The organism is Akkermansia sp. UBA7090 (genome assembly GCF_002493465.1).
GTDB lineage: Bacteria > Verrucomicrobiota > Verrucomicrobiia > Verrucomicrobiales > Akkermansiaceae > Akkermansia > Akkermansia muciniphila_A.
The window spans coordinates 69,524-90,793 of record NZ_DKYW01000004.1 but is presented as its reverse complement, the minus strand read 5'-3'; the positions used below and the strand labels follow the sequence as shown (position 1 = coordinate 90,793).

Genomic DNA, 21,270 nt, shown 5'->3' with positions numbered 1-21,270 from the left:
CTTGGTTTATTAAATAGAATCAGAATGATTATTCATGTTCAGGCGCTTGCGGATGGCCTTGTCCAGAAGTTCCCATTCCGGCACGGAGGCTCCGGCTTGCCGGGCCTTGGAGAGAGGGTCTCCCCAGATAGCCGTGTATTCGACGGGGCGGCCTTCGTTGTAGTCCACGGCGCTGGACGGAATGAAAGCCCCCATGGTTTCCGTACGGGAAAGGTGGAATTCAACCAAATCTTCCGGCAGGGCATAGCCGCGGGCTTTGGCTGCCTGCACCACTTCCTCCATGATGCGGCGCGCCCGCATGACGTTTTCCGGGTTTTGGTAAAGTTCCGCAATGCTGATGCCTCCTAGAGCAAGGCAAAGTCCGTTAAACGGGATGTTCCAGACGAGTTTGTACCACTGGATTTGCTCTGCGGCGTCAAAGGCGCGCGTTTTGATGCCGGCATTGGCAAACAGCTCGGAGAGTTCCCTGGCTTTTTCAGTCCCTTCCGGAGTGGGGATGAAGGGGGCAAACTGGATGTTGCCCCCTTCCAGATGGTTGACATGGCCCGGTTTTTCCCGCATGGCGCAGATGAAGCACAGGCCCACATAGATACGGTCCGCCGGGATGATGCGGGCAATTTCCTCCGCATTCCCCATGCCGTTCTGAAGTGTAACAACAGTCGTATCCGGTCCCATCAACGGGGGAAGGGCTCTGGAAAATCCGGCGTTTGCCGTGCTTTTCCATGCAACTACAACGAGATCTACCGGACCGACTTCCTCCGTATCCCGGTAAACGTTGATGTGAGGCAGAGAGATGTCCCCATGCAGGCTTTTCACCTGAAGGCCGTGTTCTTTCAGATAGCCGTATTCCGAACGTACGATGAAGGATACGTCCTGGCCAGATTCCTGGAGCCTGGCTCCGTAATAGCAGCCCAGGGCTCCGGCTCCCAGAATGGCGATTTTCATGGCGTGCAGCGCGTTTGGCGATATTTTTCAGAGCCCCTGGACGTTGCCCTTGTCGTCCAGATAGATGTGCATGGCGTTCGGTGAGACGGGAAGGGCGGGCATGCGCATGATTTCCCCGCAGAGGGCCACCAGGAAGCCGGCTCCGTTGGCGATTTCAAAGTCGCGCACGGTGATGGTGAAGCCGGTGGGGCGTCCTCGTAGGCGTCCGTTGTCGGAAAGCGAGTTCTGGGTTTTTGCCATGCAGACGGGAAGGTCCGTCAGGCGGCTGGCTTCAAACTGGGCCAGTTTCTTTTTGGCGGCGGCCGTCAATTCCACACCGTCCGCCCCGTAAATGTTGCGGGCAATGATGTTGAGTTTTTCTTCCACCGGCAGGGCGGATTCATAGAGAGGCTTGAAGGGAGCGGAGTGTTTGTCCGCAGCTTCCACTACCATTTGGGCCAGGTCTTTTCCTCCTTCTCCTCCCTGGGAGAAGATGTCCGCAATGGCGCAGGGAATACCGCGTTCCGCACAGTGTTTCACGATGGCGTCCAGTTCTTCCCGGGAGTCGTCAAAGAATTTGTTGACGGCAACCACGACGGGGCGTTTGTAGTGGGCGGCAGCGTCCAGATGCGCATCCAGGTTGGCAAGGCCTTTTTTCAACGCGTCCACGTCCGTGTTTTTCAGATCCGCCAGGGCAGTGCCCCCGTGCATCTTCAGCGCGCGCGCCGTAGCTACGATGACAATGGCCGCCGGATCCAGTCCGGACTGGCGGCATTTGATATCCAGGAATTTCTCTGCACCCAGGTCAAACGCGAATCCGGCTTCCGTGACGGCATAGTCCCCAAAATGCAGGGCCATCCTGGTGGCCAGCACGGAGTTGCAGCCGTGGGCAATGTTGGCAAACGGGCCGCCGTGCAGGAAACAGGGCACTCCTTCCACGGATTGAACCAGATTGGGCATCAGGGCGTCTTTCAGCAGGGCCATGACGGAACCGGTAATGCCCAGTTCCCTTGCGAACACGGGTTTGTCATCCGTGGTGAATCCGATCACGATGCGGTTGATGCGTTCCTCCATATCCTTGTAGGAAGTGGCAAGGCACAGGCACGCCATGATTTCCGAAGCCGGGGTGATATCGAAGCCTGTTTCCCGGGGGAACCCCTGTTTGTTGAGCCCCACGATGATGGAACGCAGGGAACGGTCGTTCATGTCCATGACCCGCTTCCATATGACTTTGCGTTCGTCAATGTTCAGCGTGTGGAAGAACATGGCGTTGTCAATGATGGCGCTGATGAGGTTGTGGGCGGATGTGATGGCGTGGAAGTCCCCTGTGAAATGCATGTTGATTTCCTCTGCCGGCGTCAGGGAGCTTTTGCCGCCTCCGGTAGCTCCGCCCTTGCGGCCGAACACCGGCCCCATGGAAGGTTGCCGGAGCGCCAGGCAGACTTTTTTGCCGATGGCCTGCAATCCCTGCGCCAAGCCGATGGAAACGGTTGTTTTGCCTTCTCCGGAGGGAGTGGGAGTGATGGCGGATACCAGGATGAGTTTGCCGGGGGCTGCCGGCCTGTCCAATACGTCCAGAGAAATTTTGGCCTTGTTGCGGCCGAAGGGGATGACGTCTTTTTCATCGACGCCCAGCTTGTTGATACAGTCGGAGAATGCAGGTGTAGCCATGCGCACATGATGACGGAAGCCCCCTCTTTTGGCAAGAAGGTTCATGGGCATTCCGGGCCGGATGAATCAATGAGGCGGCAAGAACCGTCTTCTGCCTGTTCCGCGGCTTTCCTTGGATGACCCGCGCAACTCCGGGAAAATATCCTGAAATGCCCGTGATGGCAGGTTGTGCTAAGACGGGGTAAGAATCAGGGGTGCGCTTTCTGTTTCCCTTCAGCCAGCACGGGACGGTAATGGCCCGTGATGGTGTGGGAGAACAGAAAGTCTTCTTCCTGCGTTCCGGAGCCGACATTATGAATGATCAGCGGCGTTCCTTCCTTCGTTTTCCGGTCGGAAACGATGCCAATGTGGGGAATACTATCGGACAGGTTCCATGTAACCAGGTCACCGGGCTTGTAGTGCGCCGCGTTTTCCGTAATGGGAACGGCCCAGCCTTTTCTGGCAAAGAAGGTACGAAGATTAGGGACCCGGCGGTGGTCAATGCTGCGGTCCGTCGTTTTCAACCCCCATATTTTAGGGTATTTGGAAAAGTGGGCCTTCATGTCCTCATGCACGGCTTTTTGAAGGTCCAGGCCGAAAGCCCTCATGGCGCGGATGACTACGTCCGTGCATACTCCCGTTTCGAGGGGAACATCCCCGTTGGGGTAGGGGATGGATTGATAGTCTCCATTGTAGGAAACCGTCACTCCTACCTGTTCACGCGCCTTGGCGGCCAACGCGGCGTTGTCCGCCATCAGGCATGCGGAGCAGGAAAGAAACAGGAAGGAGAGAAGGGCTGCCGGTTTCATGGGGCAGACGGGGAGGAAAGAGATGGAAAATCAGACGAAGCTGGCAAAGCCGATGTCCGGCCGGCGCTGCATGCCGTCAAATTGAATCTTTTTAATTTCGTTGTGGGCGCGCTGGCGCGCTTCGGAGAGAGTGTCCCCCTGTGCCACGACGGCCAGGACGCGGCCTCCGTTGGTTTCATAACAGTTTTTGTCCGCATTCCATTTGGTGCCGGCGTGGTAAACGGAAGCATTTGAAATATCGTCCAGTCCCTGAATAGCGTCGCCGGAATGGGAGGTCTCCGGATATCCTTTGGAGGCCAGCACGCAACAGACGCTCCAGCCGTTTTGGAAGGAAATTTCTTCCGGTGTAAATTCTCCCTTGGCCCCATGCAGGCAGAAGGAGGCCAAGTCTCCGGAGAGCAGGGGCATGACAGCCTGGCATTCCGGATCGCCGAAGCGGCAGTTGTATTCAATGACTTTGGGGCCGTTTGGGGTCAGCATCAGGCCGAAGTACAGGAACCCCCGGTAGGGCAGTCCGTCTTTTTTCAGCCCGGCTACCGTCGGGGCCACGATTTCCTTTTCAATGCGTTCCAGCATTTCCGGCTCCACCAGCCGGCGGGAGGCCACCGCTCCCATGCCGCCTGTGTTGGGGCCTGCATCGCCTTCCTTGAGGCGCTTGTAGTCCCGTGCCGGGCAGAGAATAAGGTAATGGTCGTCCACCAGAGCGCCGAAGATGGAGACTTCCGGCCCGGTAAGAAATTCTTCCACCAGCAGCCGCCCTTCACCAAAGCGCCTGTCCGTAAATACTTCTTTCAGGAAAGAGTCGGCTTCTTCCTTGCTCATGCAGACGGCTACGCCCTTTCCGGCGGCCAGGCCATCAAATTTCAGCACGGTGGGATAGGTGTTTCCGATGAATTGCCGGGCTTCCTCCAATGTGGCCGCTACGCGGGCCTGCCCGGTAGGGATGTTGTGGCGGAGCAGAAAGTCCTTGGCAAATTCTTTGCTGGCTTCCAGCTGGGCGCTTTCTTTTACCGGTCCCCAGCAGGGGATGCCCGCACGGGTGCAGGCATTGGCCAAGCCTTCATCCTTGACCAGATAGCTTTCCTCTCCGGCAACGCAGAGATCCATTTTATTGGAAACCATCCAGTCGATCAGCGAGGGGAGATCCTTGGCCGGGATGGGGGTAGCCAGACGGTTGATGGCGTCACTCCCCGGGAAACAGAACATTTCCGGTGCGGAGGGAGATTCCTTGAGCGCCTTGACCAGTGCATGTTCACGTCCACCTTTTCCAATAACGGCTATTTTCATACGCCGCCAGTATGCCGGGACGGACTGGTTTTGCCAAGCTGAAATGAACGGTGAGGCTTTTCCTTTTGTCCGTTGTTCCCGTGCTTTTTCTCCATTGCCGGGAATGGGGCTGTATCTCTTTTTCCCTTCACAGCACGGCGTTGCCGTTTGTTCATGGGGAAGGTAATGATAAAAAGACCGCCTGACCCGGAGGAAAGGCGGCCTGTAAAAAGAAAAGGAGGTATTTGCGTTTAGAACGGGATTTCGTCGTCCATGTCTCCAAAGTCGTTGGACGGCTGATTGGAGGAGGGCATGGGGGGCGGGTTGTAGTTCTGGGCCGGGCGGGATTGTCCGTAGTTATTGGAACGGGGAGCATTCTGGTACTGCTGGCGCGGTGCTCCGCCCATATCGCCGCCTTCACCGCCGCGTGGGAAGAGCTGGATGTTTTCTCCAATCACGCGCAGCTTGGTGCGTTTCTGCCCGGAGGCCTTGTCTTCCCAGGAATCCAGTTGCAGGCGTCCTTCCACAAAGACTCCGCGGCCCTTGCTGAGATAGTTGCCGGCGACTTCCGCCTGGCGGTTCCAAAGGGTAACGTCCACGAAAGTGGTTTCTTCCTGGCGTTCGCTGTTGTCGCCTGCGTAGTAACGGTTGATGGCAAGGCGAATGTCCGTAACGGCGGTTCCTTTGGGAGTGTAGCGCAGTTCGGGATCAGCGGTAAGGTTGCCCATTAAGAAGACTTTGTTGAGATTGGCCATATAAGATGGGTGTTAACGAGGTGTATGGTATATAAGATAAGGGCCTTGCCGTTTATGGCAAGGCATGTGTTTGGTCGCTAGCAAGTATGATCCTGCACATGGTTTTGTGCAATACTAAATTACGGAATCGTCCTTCATCATGTCTCCTTTCTACATTGCATTCGTCATGGAACCGTGAAAACTTTACCTCCATGAGTTTCAGGCAACGGCGGCGAAACGGACTGTTCCGGGTTTCCTGGAGCACATGCCTGTTGCTGTCTGTGCTGGCGCACCTGTTTTTGCTGGCGGGGAGCTGTCTGGTTCCTGAAGAATGGCTGGCTTCCCCACGTCCGGCTGAAGCGGAGCGGAGGAAAGTGGCTGTAAGCGCGCGCATGGTAAAGAAAGTGGAACCTCAACAGGAGGGCCGGAAACAAGAGCCCGCGGAATATCTGCCTGCCGTCGTGAAGACCAATGAGGAGCAGGAAAGCGCCACCAGGCCGGAAGCTCCCAAATTCCAAAGCGACAGAAACACGCGGGCGGAAGGAGGCCGGAAGGATCCGGACGGCGACAGGGACATGCCCGCCCAGGATGGCGTGGAACGGGAAAACGGAGAGATTGTCCTTTTTAACCAGGAAAGGCAGGATGGGGATTTAAGCCATGAACGGGACGGCAACAAAAATGCCTCCCCCGGAGCTTCCTCCAATGTTCCTTACCAGCCTCTGGAACCGTCCATGCCGTCTTCCGGTCATCCCGATTCCCTGGCCCGTTCTACCGTCAAAAAGGGTATTCCAGGCAAATCGGAAGAGGAAAAAACGGCCCAGCAAAACGTCCGTCATACACAGGAGAGGGCCATGCAGCTTCCCCATGCGGTAGTGTTGCCCAGACCCGGAGATTCGGAGAAGCCGGACCCGCTTGAGGAACTGGCCAGGAGCATCGCGAAAGGAGCGGACAATCCTCCCCTGAATCTTCCTGATCTGGGTTTGGTGCCCAATACGAAACCGGTTCAGAAACAGCCCCTGTATGATCCCATGTTTAATGCGGAAAGCCAGCCCGGCTTCAAGACTCATGAGAGGAAGACCAGGCAGACCGGCAAATTCAGCTTTGGCCGCCGTCCGACATTGGATGTGGAAGCTACGCCTATGGGAACGTACCAGGCGATCATTTACCGGGCCATCGGGGAACAGTGGTACCGTCAGTGCGATTTGAACCGCGACCTGATTGTTACCGGAACCGTGCGCATCCGCATCCTGATTAACAAGAATGGCAAGGTTTCCTCCATGAGGCAGACTTCCCGCGTGGGAGCCAGCGAGGTGCAGAAGTCCTTTACCTTTCTTGCCATCAAACTCGCCAGGCTTCCTGCGATGCCTCCGGAGGTCAGGAATATGGTTGTGGGGGATTCTTTGGAAATGTATTTCGATTTCAATTTTTAACAACCTACCATTCTACAACAAATACCATTCACAGATATATGATGATGAACTTGATTAAGGACTGCATTACATTCTTCCAGGCAGGCGGCGTTTTCATGTACCCGCTGGCGGCCTGTTCCGTTCTTCTTATTGCGGCCGTTATTTACCGCATGTTCAATATGAAGAAGAGTTTTATTTGCCCTGCCGCGCTGACCAGGGCCGTGGAGCAGTACACCCGCGGCGCCGTGGAGCGCAATGAATTGGAGAGAATTGCCGCGGACTCGGATTCCGTGGAGGGCCGCCTGGTGCTGGATGCGTTGAATTCCCCGCTGGAGGATGAAGCCTCCCTGAAGGAGATGATCCAGGTGAAAGCCCGCAAGGAATTCGTAACGCTTCAGGCGGGCCTGCCCCTGCTGGACATGATTGTGATGATCGCCCCCATGTTCGGCATCCTGGGAACCGCCAGCGGCCTGGTGCAGATTTTCAGCGTTTTCGGAATGGATGATAGTCACGGCATGATCGCTCAGGGGATTGCCCAGGCGCTGAATACAACGATTGCCGGGCTCGCCATCGCCACTCCGGCCGTGATTGCCCATGTTTATTATTCCCGCAAGTTGGAGCGCATTTCCGCCTCCATGGAAGTTTTGCTGACGGGACTGGTTTCCTTCCGCTGCCATCATTCCCAACGCTGACAAGGCCATGCAGTTTTACCGCAAGAAAGCAAGGAGCATGGGGGTACCCATCGTCCCTATGATTGACATATTGACCATTCTGCTGATTTTTTTCATTGTCCATACGCAGTGGAAGAAGCCGCAGTCCCTGCTTCAAATAGATGTACCCGGTGCGGAATTCATGGAAGGGGAGCCTTCTTCTGAACAGAGGGCCGTTCTGGCCGTGACGGGGACATCCGCCATTTCCCTGGATGGAAGGCTGGTGGAGATGAATGAACTGGCTGTTGTCCTGGAGGCCTTGAAAAAGGAAAATCCGGGCGTCAAATTGCAACTTGACGTGGATAAAAAAGCAGAGTTCGGCGTCATTGTCGGCATTTGGGATGCGCTGACGTCTGTGGGTATTGACGCAGGGGAGGTTCCTGCCAGAATAGAAATCAACAAGTCCGGCGCACGGTAAGCGCCTTAACAATATATTATCCCCCCTCCCGATGTTATTGGAAATAGCGCAGTATGGAAATCCGGTATTGAAGGAAAAATGCCGCCCCGTAGAACATTTTGACGACAGCCTGAAAACGCTGGCGGAGAACATGCTGGAAACCATGTACGCCGCAGAGGGCATCGGCCTGGCAGCTCCCCAGGTGAGCATTCCCATGCAACTGGTGGTGATTGATATCCCGAAGGAGGAAGAGTCCGTCACCTGGCTTAAAGTGAACGGAGAGGACAAGGAACTTTCCGACATTATGCCCTTGATGTTTACCAATCCCGTTCTGGAACCTTACGGCCCCATGCATCCTTTTCATGAAGGCTGCCTGAGCGTGATGAAGATACGCGCTTCCGTCGTGAGGCCGGACTTTGTCAAGGCTACGGTGCTTCTGATTGACGGAAGAGAAATAACGATTGACTGCAACGGCCTTCTGGCCAGATGCCTGCAGCATGAATGCGACCATTTGAACGGCATCCTTTTTGTGGAGCGCGTTTCTTCCGCACAGAAGATTACCCTGCGCAACAAATTGAAGCGTCTGGCGTTGGGATATTAAACTTTCCCGTGAACCTCCTCAGGCCTTTATGGCATCCAAAAGAGGCGGCCAGGGAAGACCGCATTCCGGGACCACACAATTTCTGCAACCGGGAATCATCCTATGATGTTTCCGGCAAACAGGCTGCAATCCACCCGGATTTTCAGTATTCGGGGAAAAGAGGTCAGGACGCTTTTCCCTGATTTGGCTGAACCGTTTTCCCGGATTCCCTTTTGACGCGTATTTGCAGATCCGCCAAGGCGTTCATGTAGTAGATATATGCGTCAAAGGCGGATGCATACGGCGTGAAGGAGTTTTCCTTCTGCATGTAGTGGAAGTGGTCCGCACTTTGAAGTTTGCGCCAAACGTGGGTGAGATCCTTGTCATGGGCCGCCTTGACCGGTTTTTCCAGACGGTAGATTTTGCGGAGGGCTTCATCCTGCATGACGTTTCCGTTCCAATGGGACATGGTTCCAAAAGTGGAGCAGGTCATTTCCTGGGTGCATTCACAGACGGAAACGGGTTTGATTTCCCGCGCCACTTCGGACGGAGTCATGAACCGGTTGCCGGCGTCTACGCAGGCAAGAATCATCGTCCGCCAGAATTCGAAGACGCCTGTAGCGTCAGACTGGCGTTCACCCAGCGTTTCATAATCCATGGACAGGGTAGTGACGCTTCCCTGCTGGTGCGTCAACCAATCCGCGAACGTAGTGGGGGAAAGAGGGTATTCCGACCATTCCGGATCAGTCCGCATGATTGCCAGGTCATTGGAGAGTTCCCGGTTGCGGAAGATGGTGGTGGTGTTATACACCCAGGGGGCCAGGAAGACTTCATTGCTGGTGAATCCCTTGAGCATGGCCGGGTTGCCGTCCGCCATGATGCCTTTGAAGCCGAGCGTTTCCGCCTGCGCCGCAATGGCATTGGAGTACAGCATGCCGGTATTCATCAGGACGTCCGATTCCTGATGAAAGAGTTTTTTGACGAGTTCCCGGTGTTCTTCAATCTGTTCGGCAAATTCCTGAGGAGAGTAAACGGAGGCCAGGGAGTTGTAGTAAGGCATTGCCAGAAAGTCCACACAGCCGGTTTCCGCCAGATCCTTGAAAGCGGCAATCAGATCCGGCCTGTGGTACAGGGCCTGTTCCAAAATGACTCCGCTGAGCGCCAGCCCAAAACGGAATTTACCCCCGGTTAGTTCAATAAGCTGTTTCATCAGCCGGGTTGCCGGGAAGTAACAGCGTTCCGCCACCGTGCTGAGCACGCGGGCATTCAGATCATCATCTTCATAAAAGGCGTGTTCTCCAATTTTGAAGAAGTCATAATGAATCAGCCGGTTGGGCTGATGAGCCACGAAAGTGAGGGAAATGTTGCTCATGGACGGAGGGGGGGGAGAGGGCTGAGAGTTATTAAATAGGGTAAAAAGGCGTTTTTAGCGGTTCAGCACATGTTCATAGACCCGGATGACCTTGTCCGCGGCGGCGTCCCAGGTGGAGGCTTTGATGTCCTCCGTGCTCTGTTCCACTACTTTCCGGTACAGTTCCTCATCCGTACAGAGATGGACGATATGCTCCGCCATCTTGTTGACGTCCCAGAAGTCCGCTTTCAGGGCTCCCTTCATGACTTCCGCTACGCCGGACTGCTTGGAAATCACGGCGGGGATGTTGAATTGGGCCGCTTCCAGCGCAGAAAGGCCGAATGGCTCCGATACGGAAGGCATGCAGTAGATGTCCGTGATGGAGAGGAGTTCATTGACTTTGTCCTTGTTCAGGAAACCGGTGAAGTGGAATTTGTCGCCCACGCCCTTGAAAGCTCCGGATTCAATCAACTGGCGGAGTTTTTCTCCCGTGCCGGCCATAACGAAGCGTACGTCGTCCGTTTGTTCCAGAACCTTGGCGGCAATCTGAAGGAAGAATCCCGGGCCTTTCTGCGCCGTCAGGCGCCCCAGGAACAGCACGAGTTTTTCCGGGAATTTCTTCTTGCCTTTGAAAACTTTGACCGGATCCGCTCCGTTGTGAATGGGAAATATCTTATGTGGGTCAATGGCATAGTGCCCGCTGGCAATGGTCCCCGTGTATTTGCTGACCGGGATAACGGCATCCGCCTGTTCCATGCCGAATTTTTCAATGTCGTAAATCCAGCCGCGGGCATCCGCTCCGGCCCGGTCAAACTGGGAAGCGTGCAGATGCACCACCAGGGGCTTGCCCGTGGCTTTTTTCACTTCCACGCCAGCCAGGTAGGTCAGCCAGTCGTGGGCGTGGATAATGTCAAAATCCTGCTGGAGGGCGACTTTTACCGCTATTTTTGAGAATTGAATGACTTTCAGGGCCAGATCTCCGGCGTAGAGGTCTTCCTTGTTTCTGAACAGCTGGAGGTCGGCTTCATGAGTTTTGGAGAAGGTGATGCGGCCTTCCTTGGTGAATTTCACTACTCCAGAGCTTCCTTCCACGGTAGTATAGGGATCCAGTTCAATGGGGGCGTGCTCCACCAAGGCGAAGCTGTCATAGGAATATTTCCGGTCCACTTGTTCCACTTCCCGGTAGGAGACGTTATTGAGACCGGTGAGCTGGAATCCGTCAAAAAGAACGGAAGGATCGGCCTTGGGAACGATTACCCTTAAATCCACTTTTTTTGCCAGCGCCTTGGAAAGACCCAGGCAGGCAATGCCCAGCCCTCCGTTAACCAGGGGCGGGAATTCCCATCCTAATGTAAGAACTCGAATTGTGCTCATCGGTTGATGTGGTTTGTCGGTGTCGGGAAGGGTACGGACTCGTGCCGTGTTGTGCACCAACGCAATAAAACCAGATTTTTCATGTTCGGTCTAGATTATTATGAATAATTTTACTCTAATAATGAAAAGAAAAGCGCTGCATTAGTTCAATCTTGCGTTCGTCATGAAATTAATTTAGTCTGGACTGAACGCTTTTGATTCTCTCTTCCGCCCGGCTTCGATGTGCACCGTGTCCAACATCCCTGAACGACGAAAAAAACCTCCTCTCCGGGGGCGTTTCGTCAAATGGGAGTACACGAATGCGGTTTCCAAAATAACTCTCAGCGTGTGTCTTGCTGATGCCGGAATTGTTCGCGTAACGTACTTCCCCGGGGCAGTGCCGGAAGATGAGCCAAGTTATGCCGTCAGCCCGGGTTATTCCGCCCCGGGAGCGGAAATCCGTGAGTATGACGAGTCCGGAGCGCATGTCGTTGAAACGTCCCTGCTTCGCATCCGCATCCGCCCGGAAGAGCAAAAGGTGGATTTTTACGATATTGCCACGGATGAGCCCCTGCTGACGGATGAGGGCGGCTTTGGCCGGGAGAGCAAGGACTGGACCGGAGACGCCCGGGTATGGATACGGAAAAATCTTCAGGAAACGGAGCATTTTTTCGGGCTTGGAGACAAGCCGTGCGCCTTGAACCTGAGAGGCAAGTATTTCTCCATGTGGGGAGCGGACCATTATGATTTTCATGAGGAATCGGATCCCCTTTACAAAAGTATTCCCTTTTTCCTCAGTTTGCGGGAGAGGAAGGCGTACGGCCTGCTGTTTGACAACACGTGCCGTTCGTTCTTCGACTTCGGCTCTGCGGATGAAAAGGTTCTTTCTTTCGGGGCCTCCGGAGGCCTGATGAATTATTATTTCATTTACGACCGCAGCCCGCTGGACATCATCTCCGCTTATACGCGCCTTACCGGTACGCCTGAATTGCCGCCTTTGTGGGCGCTGGGGTACCACCAGTCCAAGTGGAGCTATTATCCGGACAAGGCCGTGTACAACCTGGTGGAACGCTTCCGGAGCCTGGGCATTCCGTGCGATGCCGTGCATCTGGACCATCATTACATGGAACGGAAGGAGGGGTTTACGTGGGACAGGCAGAATTTTCCCGACGCGGAAGGAATGGTCCGCGCCCTGGAGAAGGACGGTGTGAAGACGGTCCTGATTGTCAATCCCGGCGTGAAGGTCAACCCCGCCAATCCGGTCTGGAAAGAGGGGATGGAACGCAATTATTTCTGCCGCCGGTCGGAAGGCAATTTATTGTCGGAGGAAGTATGGCCGGGGCTTTGCAATTTCCCGGATTTTACGGCTCCGGCCGTACGCGGCTGGTGGGCGGGCCTGTTCAGCCGGGATATTGGGAAAATTGGCGTGCGAGGCCTCTGGAACGATATGAACGAACCTGTCGTTTTTCCGGACCGCACTTTCCCGATGGATACGCGGCATGAATATGACGGCATGCCCTGTTCCCATGAGAAGGCCCATAACATTTACGGGCAGTGCATGGCGGAAGCCTCCTGGCTGGGCATGAAGCGCCATGCTCCGGACCGGCGCCCTTTCCTGCTGTCCCGGTCCGGTTTTGCCGGGCTGCAGCGTTTTGCCGCCACATGGACAGGGGACAACCGGTCCAACTGGGAACATTTGAAGCTGGCCAATTTCCAGTGCCAGCGGCTTGCGGCTTCCGGCATTTCCTTCGCGGGAGCGGATGCGGGGGGATTCATGGGGCATCCCACGCCGGAATTATTTTGCCGCTGGATGCAGATGGCTTCTTTCCACGGTTTTTTCCGCAATCATTCCTCCGGGGAGTTCGGCGGTCAGGAACCATGGATGTTTGGACAGGAAGTCACCTCTTGCGTGAAAGCCGCCATAGAGGGCCGCTACCGCCTGCTTCCCTATATCTATACGCAGTTCCGCCGGTACGCGGAGACGGGCATGCCCGTGCTGCGCTCCCTGGCCCTGCAATGTTTTACCAACAAGGACACCTACTGGCGAGGGGCGGAGTACTTCTTCGGCGACCATCTGTACGTCGTTCCCATTCATGAGCCGCAGGAAGGCGGCCGGTTCCTCTACATTCCGGAGGGCGTCTGGTATTCCTATCACACGGACAGCCTGATGGAGGACACCGGAAAGGATGTCTGGGTGAAGTGCCCCCTTTCTTTCCTGCCCGTGTATGTCCGCGGAGGGGCGGTGATCCCCCATTGGCCGGTGCAGCAATATGCAGGGGAACTGCCTCGCCCGCCGCTGACGCTGGATGTATGGTGGGCGCCGGAAGGGGAGGTGGCCTCCCATTTGTATGAGGATGCAGGGGACGGGTATGCATACCGGAACGGGGAATGCGCCGTGCATGAGTTCCTTTACCGCGGCGGCTCCAATTCCCTGGAGCTGGACTGGAACTGCGAGGGAGATCCCTGTGCATTCCATGAGTCCGCAGAAGTGGTTTTGCACGGCTTGCCTGCGGGTATTTCCGTCAGCGCATGCATGGACGGCGTTCCTTGCCGCAGCGTAACGAGGGAAGGCCGGGTATGGAGGATACCGGTGAAGGATAAATTTGATGCGCTTTCCGTTTGCTGGACGACGGAATGATGTTTTTGCCGTTAAGGGCGGGAGGCGCCCGGCGGATTTGTCATGGAAGGCGGAAACTGCGCCTGACCGTATCCCTCTTCAGTTTCAGCTCCCGCCATTCATGCGTCAGGGTGGAGGATGCCACGACGCCACCCCCGGCGCAGAGGGAGAGCTTTTGCCCCTGCCAGTACAGGGAACGGATGCCTACCAGGCAGAAGAAGTCTCCGTCATCCAGAAACCCGAACGGAGCGCCGAAACGAAGCGGACAGCGCAGGCGAGAACGCCAGTCGTCCAGCTGGGCGAGCGTTTTCTCCGTGCGGGGCTGGGATCCCAGGGCGGGGGTGGGGTGGAGCAGCCGTATCCAGTGAGCCGGAGTGTGCTGTTCGTCCGATTCCAGCGTGAGGTAGGTGACGAAGTGGATCAGGGTGCCGAGGTTCAGCACGCTGCGGGCCGTTCTGGTGACGCTGCCGTAGGGGGACAGGCGGGAAAGAATGCTGCCCGCCACGATTTCATGCTCGCGGATTTCCTTGTCGTCGTTGATGAAAACCCCCACATCTTCCGGACGGGCCGTCCCTGCCAGGGCCATTGTCTCCAGGAGGCGGCCCTGCTGGCGGAACAGTGTTTCCGGAGTGGTTCCGCAGAATCCTTCCCGTTCCGTCCACCAGGCGTAGGGATAGTGGGACGGAGAGCTGTTAATGGCCCGCGGTATGAGTTCCCGGGGGGTGTGTGGCGGCTGCATTTCCCCGAACTGAGGCATCGCCGGAACGCTTTTCACCAATTGCCCGGTGGCGATTTGTTCCATTATTTCCGCAAAAACCTGCGCGTACGCGTCCGGAGACGGTTCCGACCACCGGATTTCCGGAGCGGGCGGCAGGAGGCTTTCCTCCGGTGAAAGAGAAAGAAGGGCTGACGGTATTTTCCATGGCCGCGGATCGTCCAGACGGAATGTATCAACATAAAAAGCGGGACCGGAATCCGGTGGTTCCGCCGATTCCCGGAAAGGCCCGGTTCCGAGCAGAAGGCCGCGGGAAGGGTGCTTGATCAGGGCTCCGGAAGTCAGCGTTTTTATGTCCATGCGCCATTCATGTTAAAATGCCATGGTCGGGAATTCCAGCTATTTGAATGTTTGTGAAAGTGCGGATGAAGCGGGGGTAACGGTTCCCATGGGCCTTTTCCCCGCCGCTGAAGGAGCAGGAGGGTGGCTTATCTTTCCCTGCCCGAAGGGAATTCCGCCTCTGTTTCCTGAAGCCGTGCGCCATGTCACGTGCGTTCCCCTTTTGAATTGACGGGAAAAAGCGCTCAAGTAAGCTTTAACGAGCTTGCGTCCCTATGCAGATGATGAACAGACCAGCACCAGCAGTTCCCTCCGCCGATATTCCGGTAGAGGCCATGCTGGCAGAGGTGCGGAAGCCGCCGGGGCCTGTCTGGTGGGGCGTGTTTCTCGCCAGCGCATTGCTGGCGGCGTGGGGCATCGGGTGGAGTTCCTGGCGCATTGCAGCAGAGGGGGCAGGCGTGCTGGGGGTGAATAATAACGTGGTATGGGGGCTGGACATTGTGCATTTTGTTTTCTGGATAGGCCTGGGGCATGCGGGCACCCTGATTTCCGCCGTCCTGCTGCTGACGCGCCAGTCATGGAGAAGCCCGATTGCGCGCGGAGCGGAACAGATGACCCTGTGCGCGGTCATCTGCGCTGCCGTCTTCCCTGTAGTGCACGTAGGGCGTGTCTGGATGGCGTGGATGGCTTCCCCCCTGCCGGAAGTAAGCGGAATTTGGCCGGATATGGCCTCTCCTTTGATGTGGGATGTCATGGCCGTCAGCACCTATTTTCTTCTTTCCCTGTTGTACTGGTATATCGGCCTGGTTCCGGATTTCGCGCTGCTGAGGGACTGCTGCAAGGGGCGTCTGAGGCGCCGTTACGGGTGGTTGGCGCTGGGCTGGCAGGGTACGGGGCGCCAGTGGCGCGCCTATGAAAAGGCCAGCCTTCTTTTTGCGGTTATTCTGACTCCGCTCGTGGTATCCGTTCATTCCGTGGTGAGTTTCGATTTTTCCGTAACTCAGGTGTCGGGGTGGCACCAGAGCATTTTCCCGCCCTATTTCGTAGGAGGGGCCATCCTTAGCGGCATGGCGATGGTTCAGCTGATTCTGCTGGGGGTGAGCCGTCTGATGGCCGGCAGCGGCGTTCGCCAGGCCGTTACTCCGGCCATTCTGGATTTAAGTTCCCGGTTGGTGCTGGCCCTGAGCCTGGTGATGGGGGCCATGTATTTATGGGAGCATCTGGCCGCCATTCTGAATGGAGGCGCTCAGGAGCCGTTTCCAGGCAGAAATCCCGTGAATGCCGTGTTCATCATCGTCATGGTTGCCGGGAACGTGGCGCTGCCCCAGTTGTTCTGGTTCCGCCCTCTGCGAACCAACCGCCGGGTGATTGCCTCCGTGGCTCTGGGAGTGCTTGCGGGCATGTGGATGGAACGTTTCTGGATTGTCGTGAATTCCCTGAAGGCCTCTCTGCTTGCCGCCAACATCGGAGATTATTTCCCAAGCGTGACGGATTTGGCTATGATGGCCGGGAGCGTGGGTCTGTTTATGGCCCTGTATATGGCGCTGGTGCGTATGGCTCCGTTCTTTTCCCTGTGCGACGTGCGGGAACAGCAATCCCTGAACAAGGAGGGCGGGGCATGAAGAAGGCCGTCATTTCCGGCTGGGTGCTTTCCTTCGGTTCGGAGAAGGCGCTTCTTCAGGCCGTCCGCATGCTGGTGAAGGAGGAAAATTTGCGCTGGGAAGTTTGCGCCCCTTATCCTTGCGCCGCCGTCCGGCTTGCCAACAGACACGCCGGGAGGGCCGTGGGCGCAGGCATCCGGCTGTGGGCCGCTGCGGGCGGCGTCTGCGGGTTTCTGGCCGTGGCCCTGTGGCTTTACTGGACGCAGTTCTGCGCGGATCCCCTTGTGACCCAGGGCAGGGTGCAGGGCTGGGACAACTGGCCCGCATACGTTCCGCCCCTGTTTGAGGGTACTTTGCTGGGGGCCGGATTGCTGACCGCCGCCGGATTCCTGAGGGGGGCTCTTCTTCCGAAGTGGCATGACTGGGCGTTCGAGTGTGATTTTTTCAGGACGGATGAGCACGGAAACGGGTACTTCATTCTGCTGGAAGGTGGATGCGAAGAGCGTTCCGCCGCCCTGGTTGAGGCCCTGAATCCGGATGCCCGCGAGCATGTTCATGGGAAAGGAGGCCGGCCATGAGAGGCGGCATTATGGCGGCAGCCGCCCTGGTTCTGCTGGGAGCGTTCTGGTTTCTGGCGGGAGACGACGATGGGAGAAATGCTGCTCCCCGTCTGTTTGACAATATGAATGAACGCCCTCTGGCGGATGCCCAGCAGGTGGGGATGCCTTCTGCCCCCGCAGGCCGGAAAACCCGTCTGACGCCCCCCCATTCCGTGGCGCAGTCCCTGGGCATCGTCGGAACGGCTTGGAAACGGGAAGGCGACCGGGATTCCTTTGCTGCGGAAGGTTCCTATTTTTCCTCCGGCCGCATGCTGGGCGGAGAGGAGGATTCCATGCCTCTGGAACTGGGCGGCATCTCCCGCAACCGCGACGTGCAGGCGGAGGGGCGTGCGCTTTATCTGGCGCACTGCGCCGTTTGTCATGGAAAGGACGGAGACGGACGCGGCAGCATGGCCGCTTATGACACCTATCCGCAAATAGGCTCCTTCCGGGATGAAAAGTACGCTTCCTATTCCCCAGGAAAAATGTTCAGGAGCATTCGGTCGGGGCAGGGGAACATGCCCGCTTTCGGAAACATTCTCACGGCGCGGGAAATCTGGTGTCTGGCGGCGTTTGTCCGCCATTTGCAAGCGCTGCCGGAAGAACCGGCCGTTAAACAGAAGGAACAGCATCCATGAACAGCAATACATCTTCAACAGGCAGGGAACGCCGGGACCGTCCGGCATTCGGCTGGGCCGGGCGTTCCGCAGCCCTCTCCCTGTGGATACTTTCCGTTCTATTGTGGTGCGTGCTGATGCGCCAGTCTTTTACGGCCATGCCCTGGGACGACATGACGGTTGCCGGGGAAAGGCTGCAGGAATTGAGAAGGCCGTTCGCCGCTGCCGGAATGGCCGCAGGCGTCTTCGGCTCCGGCCTCTGCCTGGGGTGCCTGTTCTGGCTCTGCCTGTCTTCACTGACGGGTTCCGGCTGGGGGATCGCTCTGAGAAGGGTGCTGGCGGCGGGTTGTTGGGGGTTTTTACCCGGTGTTCTGGTATTGGCCGGAACGGTCGGCTGCCTGACTACCGTGATTTTTCCGGAAACAGCACGCTACTGGGGGGTAGCGGATGTTTCCTCTCCCGGTGTCCAGGCCTTTGGCGTTCTTGATTTGGCTGACTTCTCATGGTGGAACCCGGCATGGCTGTACGTGCGCGTGGGGGGCGTTGCGGCGCTTTCCTGGAGCTTGGCCCAGGTATGGGAAACGCTGGTTGCGGAAAAAAATGTCTGGCAGCCTTCCTTCCGCCGGGGCTCTGCTGCCTTTTGCATGATCGTGACGGTGATGATGCTGGGTCTGCTGGGGGTGGACATGCTGGGAGGAACGGGGAAGAGCGTTCTTTCCATGTTCCCCGTATACATGATTGCATATGTTCTGCTGGCGTCCCTGGCGTTCGCTGTGTTGTCCGCCGTGCTCCTGAAGCGGCTGGACGGAGGGAAGGAGCTGCCCTGGCCCCGCCTGGGAGGCATGCTGACGGCCATGGTTCTGGTGAAAGCCTATATTGTATATTCGCAGTACATGATTACCTGGTACGCCTCCATTCCGGCTGAAATGTCCTTTTATGAAGACGCCGCTTCTTCCGGCTGGTCCGGGATGTTGGCCGCGGCTCTCGTTCTTCAGCTTTTGCTTCCTTTCCTCATATTGCTGTTTCCCGTGTTGAGACGCCGTCCGTCCGCTTTGGGCGCCGTATGCGCCGGAGTGCTGTTGGGCTCCCTGCTGGAAGCGTGCTGGATGTTCGGCCCAGGCCTTGGGCTGAACCCTGCCGCGTGGAAGGCATGGCTTCCGTTCGTCCTGCTCCTGGTGGGAATGGGCCTGATCTGCTGTTTTTCCTTCCTGGGGGCCTTGAGCGTCCGCAGGGTATTTCCCAAACCATGATGAACCGTACCCCCGCCGTTTTTTTTCTGTTTCTCCGCCGTCCGGGAGAGTTTTTCCCCTTGTTCTGGCTGGCAGGTGCTTTCATGCTGGGTTTCCTGTGGTCGCTGGCGTACGCCTCCGGTCTGGTGGAGGAAGGGCCTTTGCCGTGGCCGGCCGGCCGTCTCATGTTCGCATTCTACGGCATGCTGGTGTACGGCTGGGCCCTCCCCGTCCTGTTTTCTGTTGCGGCGGGAAGCGGGGGCCGGTGGAGGAAACCCGCAGAATGGCTCTGGCATGCCTGCGTCGCGCTGGGGGTGGCGACCATTGCCGCGGGGAATGGGAGCGGCGTGCTCCTGATGCCTTTTGACTGGTGGGTCTGTCCGGTTTTCGCTTTCCTTTCCGCAGGGGCGGCGTGTCTCGCATGGTTCCGGCCGTTTCCGTGGCCTGTACGGCTGTTGTTCAGTTCTTCCGCCGGGTGCGTGGCTGCGGCCCTTCTGGTGCTGGGATATACGCAGGGATTATCCATGAATGGCCTGCTGGATGTTTCCGCCCTGGGGGGGAGCCTGTCCTGCGGGCTGATGTTTGCTGCCCTGGGAGCGGCGGCGCTCCGGCTGGATATGGGGCAAGGGGGGACAGTTGGAATTCTGTCCGTCTGGATGGCCCTGGTGCTGGCGGCGGCGCCGGTGATCGGAGGGCTGGGGGGGCTTCAGGGGGTTCCCGTGCCGTGGATGTTGGTGGAGGCCGGTACCGTCTGGTGTTGGTGCGCCGTTCTTCCCGCCGTTGTGGCGGCGGCGCTTTTTTGGATGAAATCCGGTACGAAGACAGGAATATGGATGAAGACCGGGGTTTCCCTGCTTGCCTTGCTGGCGGCATGGAACGTGTTTGTTGCAGGTGCGCCGGAGCTGATGCAGTTTTCCCTGTCTGCGTGGCATGAGCCGGAATTATGGATTCTGCCGGGGGCCGGAGTGTTGATGATGGCAGGGGGGAAGGCTCCCGGACGTTTCCCTGCGGCATGGCGGCTACTGGGCGCAGGCGTCTGCGGCGTGTTTCTGGCGTATGCCGTAGGCGTGCTTGCCGTCCTGGATGTTCAGGCTTTTCCTGAGGCGCGTCGTGCGGAGCTGATGAGCGGCTGGGTGGGCATGGCTGCCTGCGTCCACGCCGTTGCCATGGCTTTTTGCCTGGCGGGCAGTCTCTGCCTGTGGCAGCCTGTGGAAGAGGAAGACGGAAGCCGGGAGCCGGAACCTCCGTTTTTGCCGCGCTTCTTCTTTATTTCAGCCGTTGCGGCGGTTGTGGCGCTGGCTGCTGCTGCCATTTTCCTGCATGCTCCGCCTCCAGATTCCATGGAGGTCAGGAGGCCCGTTCAGGATGCGGCTGGCGCCGGTATTTATGCCGCGGAGGGGTGTGCCCTGTGCCATACCCAGATTATCCGGCGTTCCCTGTCCGGAAAAGACTGGCAGACGGCAATTAACCGCGGGACGGATCCGGATTTTCCCTACCGGGTTAGTGAGCCGGAAGACATGGATGCCGAATTCAACAGGGAAGGAGCGCCGCAGGCGGGCGTGGCGGCGGTTGGACCGGATTTAAGCAATGCTGCGGAGTATATCACAGGCAGGCTGGAATATGAGGATGCCGTGTCCGGCGGCACGCGCCGCGCCGCGCAGGCGCGGGAATGGCTGGCCCTGCATCTTTACAACCCGCGGGAAACGCAGTTCAACAAGCCCTGGACGGTGTGTCCGGCCATGCCCGGACTGTTTGAGGAACGCCCCGTAGAAGGGAATGCTCCTTCCCCGGAGGCCCTCCCCGTCCAGATGGAACCGGGCCGGGAACTGGTTCCCACGGAACGGGGGAAGCATCTGCTGAACTACCTGGCTTCCCTCCGAAGGGTGGAGCCTTCCCGGAAACGCGACCGTATTCATTCTTCCCCGGGAATGTCCCATATTCACCCGGATTATGCCGCCCATCCTCCCGCCGTGGACATGGAACGCCTGAAAAAAGCACGCGCCGCTGCCGTCATGGAAAAGGGGAAAGGCGTGTATCTCTCCAAATGCGCCATTTGCCACGGCAACGACGGCCTGGGAGACAGGGTAACCTATCCTCCCCTGGCTGGTTCCGAATGGCTGAAAGAAAAGCCTGATGCGGAAATCGTCAGGATCATCCTCCAGGGGCTGACCGGCCCCATTACGGTGAATGGCAAGGCATGGGATTCCACCATGCTGCCGCCCGGCATCACGAATTCCCGGGATCTGGCCAACCTCCTCACATTCCTGCGCCGCCAGTTCGGAGGCGTGGAAGGAGCGGCCTATACGCCGGAACAGATGGACGCCATTCGCCGGGAGCTGTGACGGTCCGGACTTTCGATAGCCGCTTCAT

The 21,270-nt window shown here is 57.5% G+C and carries 18 protein-coding genes; 10 read left to right on the top strand and 8 right to left on the bottom strand.

Features of this window, described 5'->3' with window-relative positions; all coding sequences use genetic code 11:
• Positions 1-9: 9 nt before the first annotated feature.
• The 5 genes from B3075_RS01205 to B3075_RS01185 form a co-directional block, all read right to left on the bottom strand.
• Positions 10-945 carry a 2-dehydropantoate 2-reductase gene (locus tag B3075_RS01205; protein WP_290488723.1) on the bottom strand — a complete coding sequence of 312 codons (936 nt, stop codon included), beginning with the start codon at positions 943-945 and terminating at the stop codon, positions 10-12.
• 27 nt (positions 946-972) lie between these two features.
• Positions 973-2,595 (bottom strand): formate--tetrahydrofolate ligase, encoded by a 1,623-nt coding sequence (locus B3075_RS01200; protein ID WP_094137131.1) that lies wholly within the window; start codon positions 2,593-2,595, stop codon positions 973-975.
• A 188-nt stretch (positions 2,596-2,783) separates the two neighbouring features.
• Positions 2,784-3,383 carry a DUF1287 domain-containing protein gene (locus tag B3075_RS01195; RefSeq protein ID WP_290488721.1) on the bottom strand — a complete coding sequence of 200 codons (600 nt, stop codon included), beginning with the start codon at positions 3,381-3,383 and terminating at the stop codon, positions 2,784-2,786.
• 30 nt (positions 3,384-3,413) lie between these two features.
• Complete coding sequence (gene purD / locus B3075_RS01190; protein ID WP_290488719.1) at positions 3,414-4,670, bottom strand: phosphoribosylamine--glycine ligase; 1,257 nt, start codon at positions 4,668-4,670, stop codon at positions 3,414-3,416.
• Positions 4,671-4,900: 230 nt separating this feature from the next.
• Positions 4,901-5,404, bottom strand: a complete 504-nt coding sequence (locus B3075_RS01185; protein ID WP_290488718.1) for a single-stranded DNA-binding protein — start codon at positions 5,402-5,404, stop codon at positions 4,901-4,903.
• 191 nt (positions 5,405-5,595) lie between these two features.
• Here B3075_RS01185 and B3075_RS01180 point away from each other — a divergent pair, with 191 nt between their 5' ends.
• Genes B3075_RS01180 through def form a run of 4 tightly spaced genes read left to right on the top strand, consistent with a single transcriptional unit; the run spans position 5,596 to position 8,500 of the window.
• A complete protein-coding gene (locus B3075_RS01180) occupies positions 5,596-6,813 on the top strand; it encodes a hypothetical protein (protein WP_290488717.1) in 1,218 nt (405 codons plus the stop codon).
• Positions 6,814-6,851: 38 nt separating this feature from the next.
• Positions 6,852-7,484 carry a MotA/TolQ/ExbB proton channel family protein gene (locus B3075_RS01175; protein ID WP_094137089.1) on the top strand — a complete coding sequence of 211 codons (633 nt, stop codon included), beginning with the start codon at positions 6,852-6,854 and terminating at the stop codon, positions 7,482-7,484.
• Positions 7,485-7,491: 7 nt separating this feature from the next.
• A complete protein-coding gene (locus B3075_RS01170; protein WP_290488715.1) occupies positions 7,492-7,920 on the top strand; it encodes an ExbD/TolR family protein in 429 nt (142 codons plus the stop codon).
• 31 nt (positions 7,921-7,951) lie between these two features.
• On the top strand, positions 7,952-8,500 hold the full coding sequence (gene def / locus B3075_RS01165) for a peptide deformylase (protein WP_094137087.1): 549 nt from the start codon (positions 7,952-7,954) through the stop codon (positions 8,498-8,500).
• 163 nt (positions 8,501-8,663) lie between these two features.
• Here def and B3075_RS01160 read toward each other — a convergent pair whose 3' ends face one another.
• Together B3075_RS01160 and B3075_RS01155 are read right to left on the bottom strand one after the other, a co-directional pair.
• Positions 8,664-9,851 (bottom strand): glycoside hydrolase family 57 protein, encoded by a 1,188-nt coding sequence (locus tag B3075_RS01160; RefSeq protein WP_290488712.1) that lies wholly within the window; start codon positions 9,849-9,851, stop codon positions 8,664-8,666.
• Between the two features lie 54 nt (positions 9,852-9,905).
• Positions 9,906-11,204, bottom strand: coding sequence for a glycosyltransferase (locus B3075_RS01155; protein ID WP_290488711.1), 1,299 nt, complete (start codon positions 11,202-11,204; stop codon positions 9,906-9,908).
• Positions 11,205-11,433: 229 nt separating this feature from the next.
• On the opposite strand from B3075_RS01155, the gene B3075_RS01150 reads away from it, so the two are divergent.
• Positions 11,434-13,821 carry a TIM-barrel domain-containing protein gene (locus B3075_RS01150; protein ID WP_290488709.1) on the top strand — a complete coding sequence of 796 codons (2,388 nt, stop codon included), beginning with the start codon at positions 11,434-11,436 and terminating at the stop codon, positions 13,819-13,821.
• A 40-nt stretch (positions 13,822-13,861) separates the two neighbouring features.
• On the opposite strand, the gene B3075_RS01145 is transcribed toward B3075_RS01150, so the two are convergent.
• The gene (locus tag B3075_RS01145) at positions 13,862-14,875 is read right to left on the bottom strand and encodes a chorismate-binding protein (RefSeq protein ID WP_290488707.1); all 1,014 of its coding nucleotides are present in this window, start codon (positions 14,873-14,875) and stop codon (positions 13,862-13,864) included.
• A 260-nt stretch (positions 14,876-15,135) separates the two neighbouring features.
• Between B3075_RS01145 and nrfD the strand changes: the two genes are divergently transcribed.
• Genes nrfD through B3075_RS01120 form a run of 5 tightly spaced genes read left to right on the top strand, consistent with a single transcriptional unit; the run spans position 15,136 to position 21,242 of the window.
• Entirely contained in the window at positions 15,136-16,476 is a 1,341-nt protein-coding gene (gene nrfD / locus B3075_RS01140) for an NrfD/PsrC family molybdoenzyme membrane anchor subunit (RefSeq protein ID WP_290488706.1), read from the top strand.
• Positions 16,473-17,033, top strand: a complete 561-nt coding sequence (locus B3075_RS01135; protein WP_290488704.1) for a quinol:electron acceptor oxidoreductase subunit ActD — start codon at positions 16,473-16,475, stop codon at positions 17,031-17,033. The genes nrfD and B3075_RS01135 overlap by 4 nt, the downstream gene beginning before the upstream one ends.
• A complete protein-coding gene (locus B3075_RS01130; RefSeq protein WP_290488702.1) occupies positions 17,030-17,692 on the top strand; it encodes a c-type cytochrome in 663 nt (220 codons plus the stop codon). Before B3075_RS01135 ends, B3075_RS01130 begins: the two co-directional genes overlap by 4 nt.
• Positions 17,689-18,921 (top strand): hypothetical protein, encoded by a 1,233-nt coding sequence (locus B3075_RS01125; protein WP_290488701.1) that lies wholly within the window; start codon positions 17,689-17,691, stop codon positions 18,919-18,921. Before B3075_RS01130 ends, B3075_RS01125 begins: the two co-directional genes overlap by 4 nt.
• Positions 18,918-21,242 (top strand): c-type cytochrome, encoded by a 2,325-nt coding sequence (locus tag B3075_RS01120; protein ID WP_290488699.1) that lies wholly within the window; start codon positions 18,918-18,920, stop codon positions 21,240-21,242. Before B3075_RS01125 ends, B3075_RS01120 begins: the two co-directional genes overlap by 4 nt.
• The last annotated feature ends 28 nt before the right edge of the window (positions 21,243-21,270 follow it).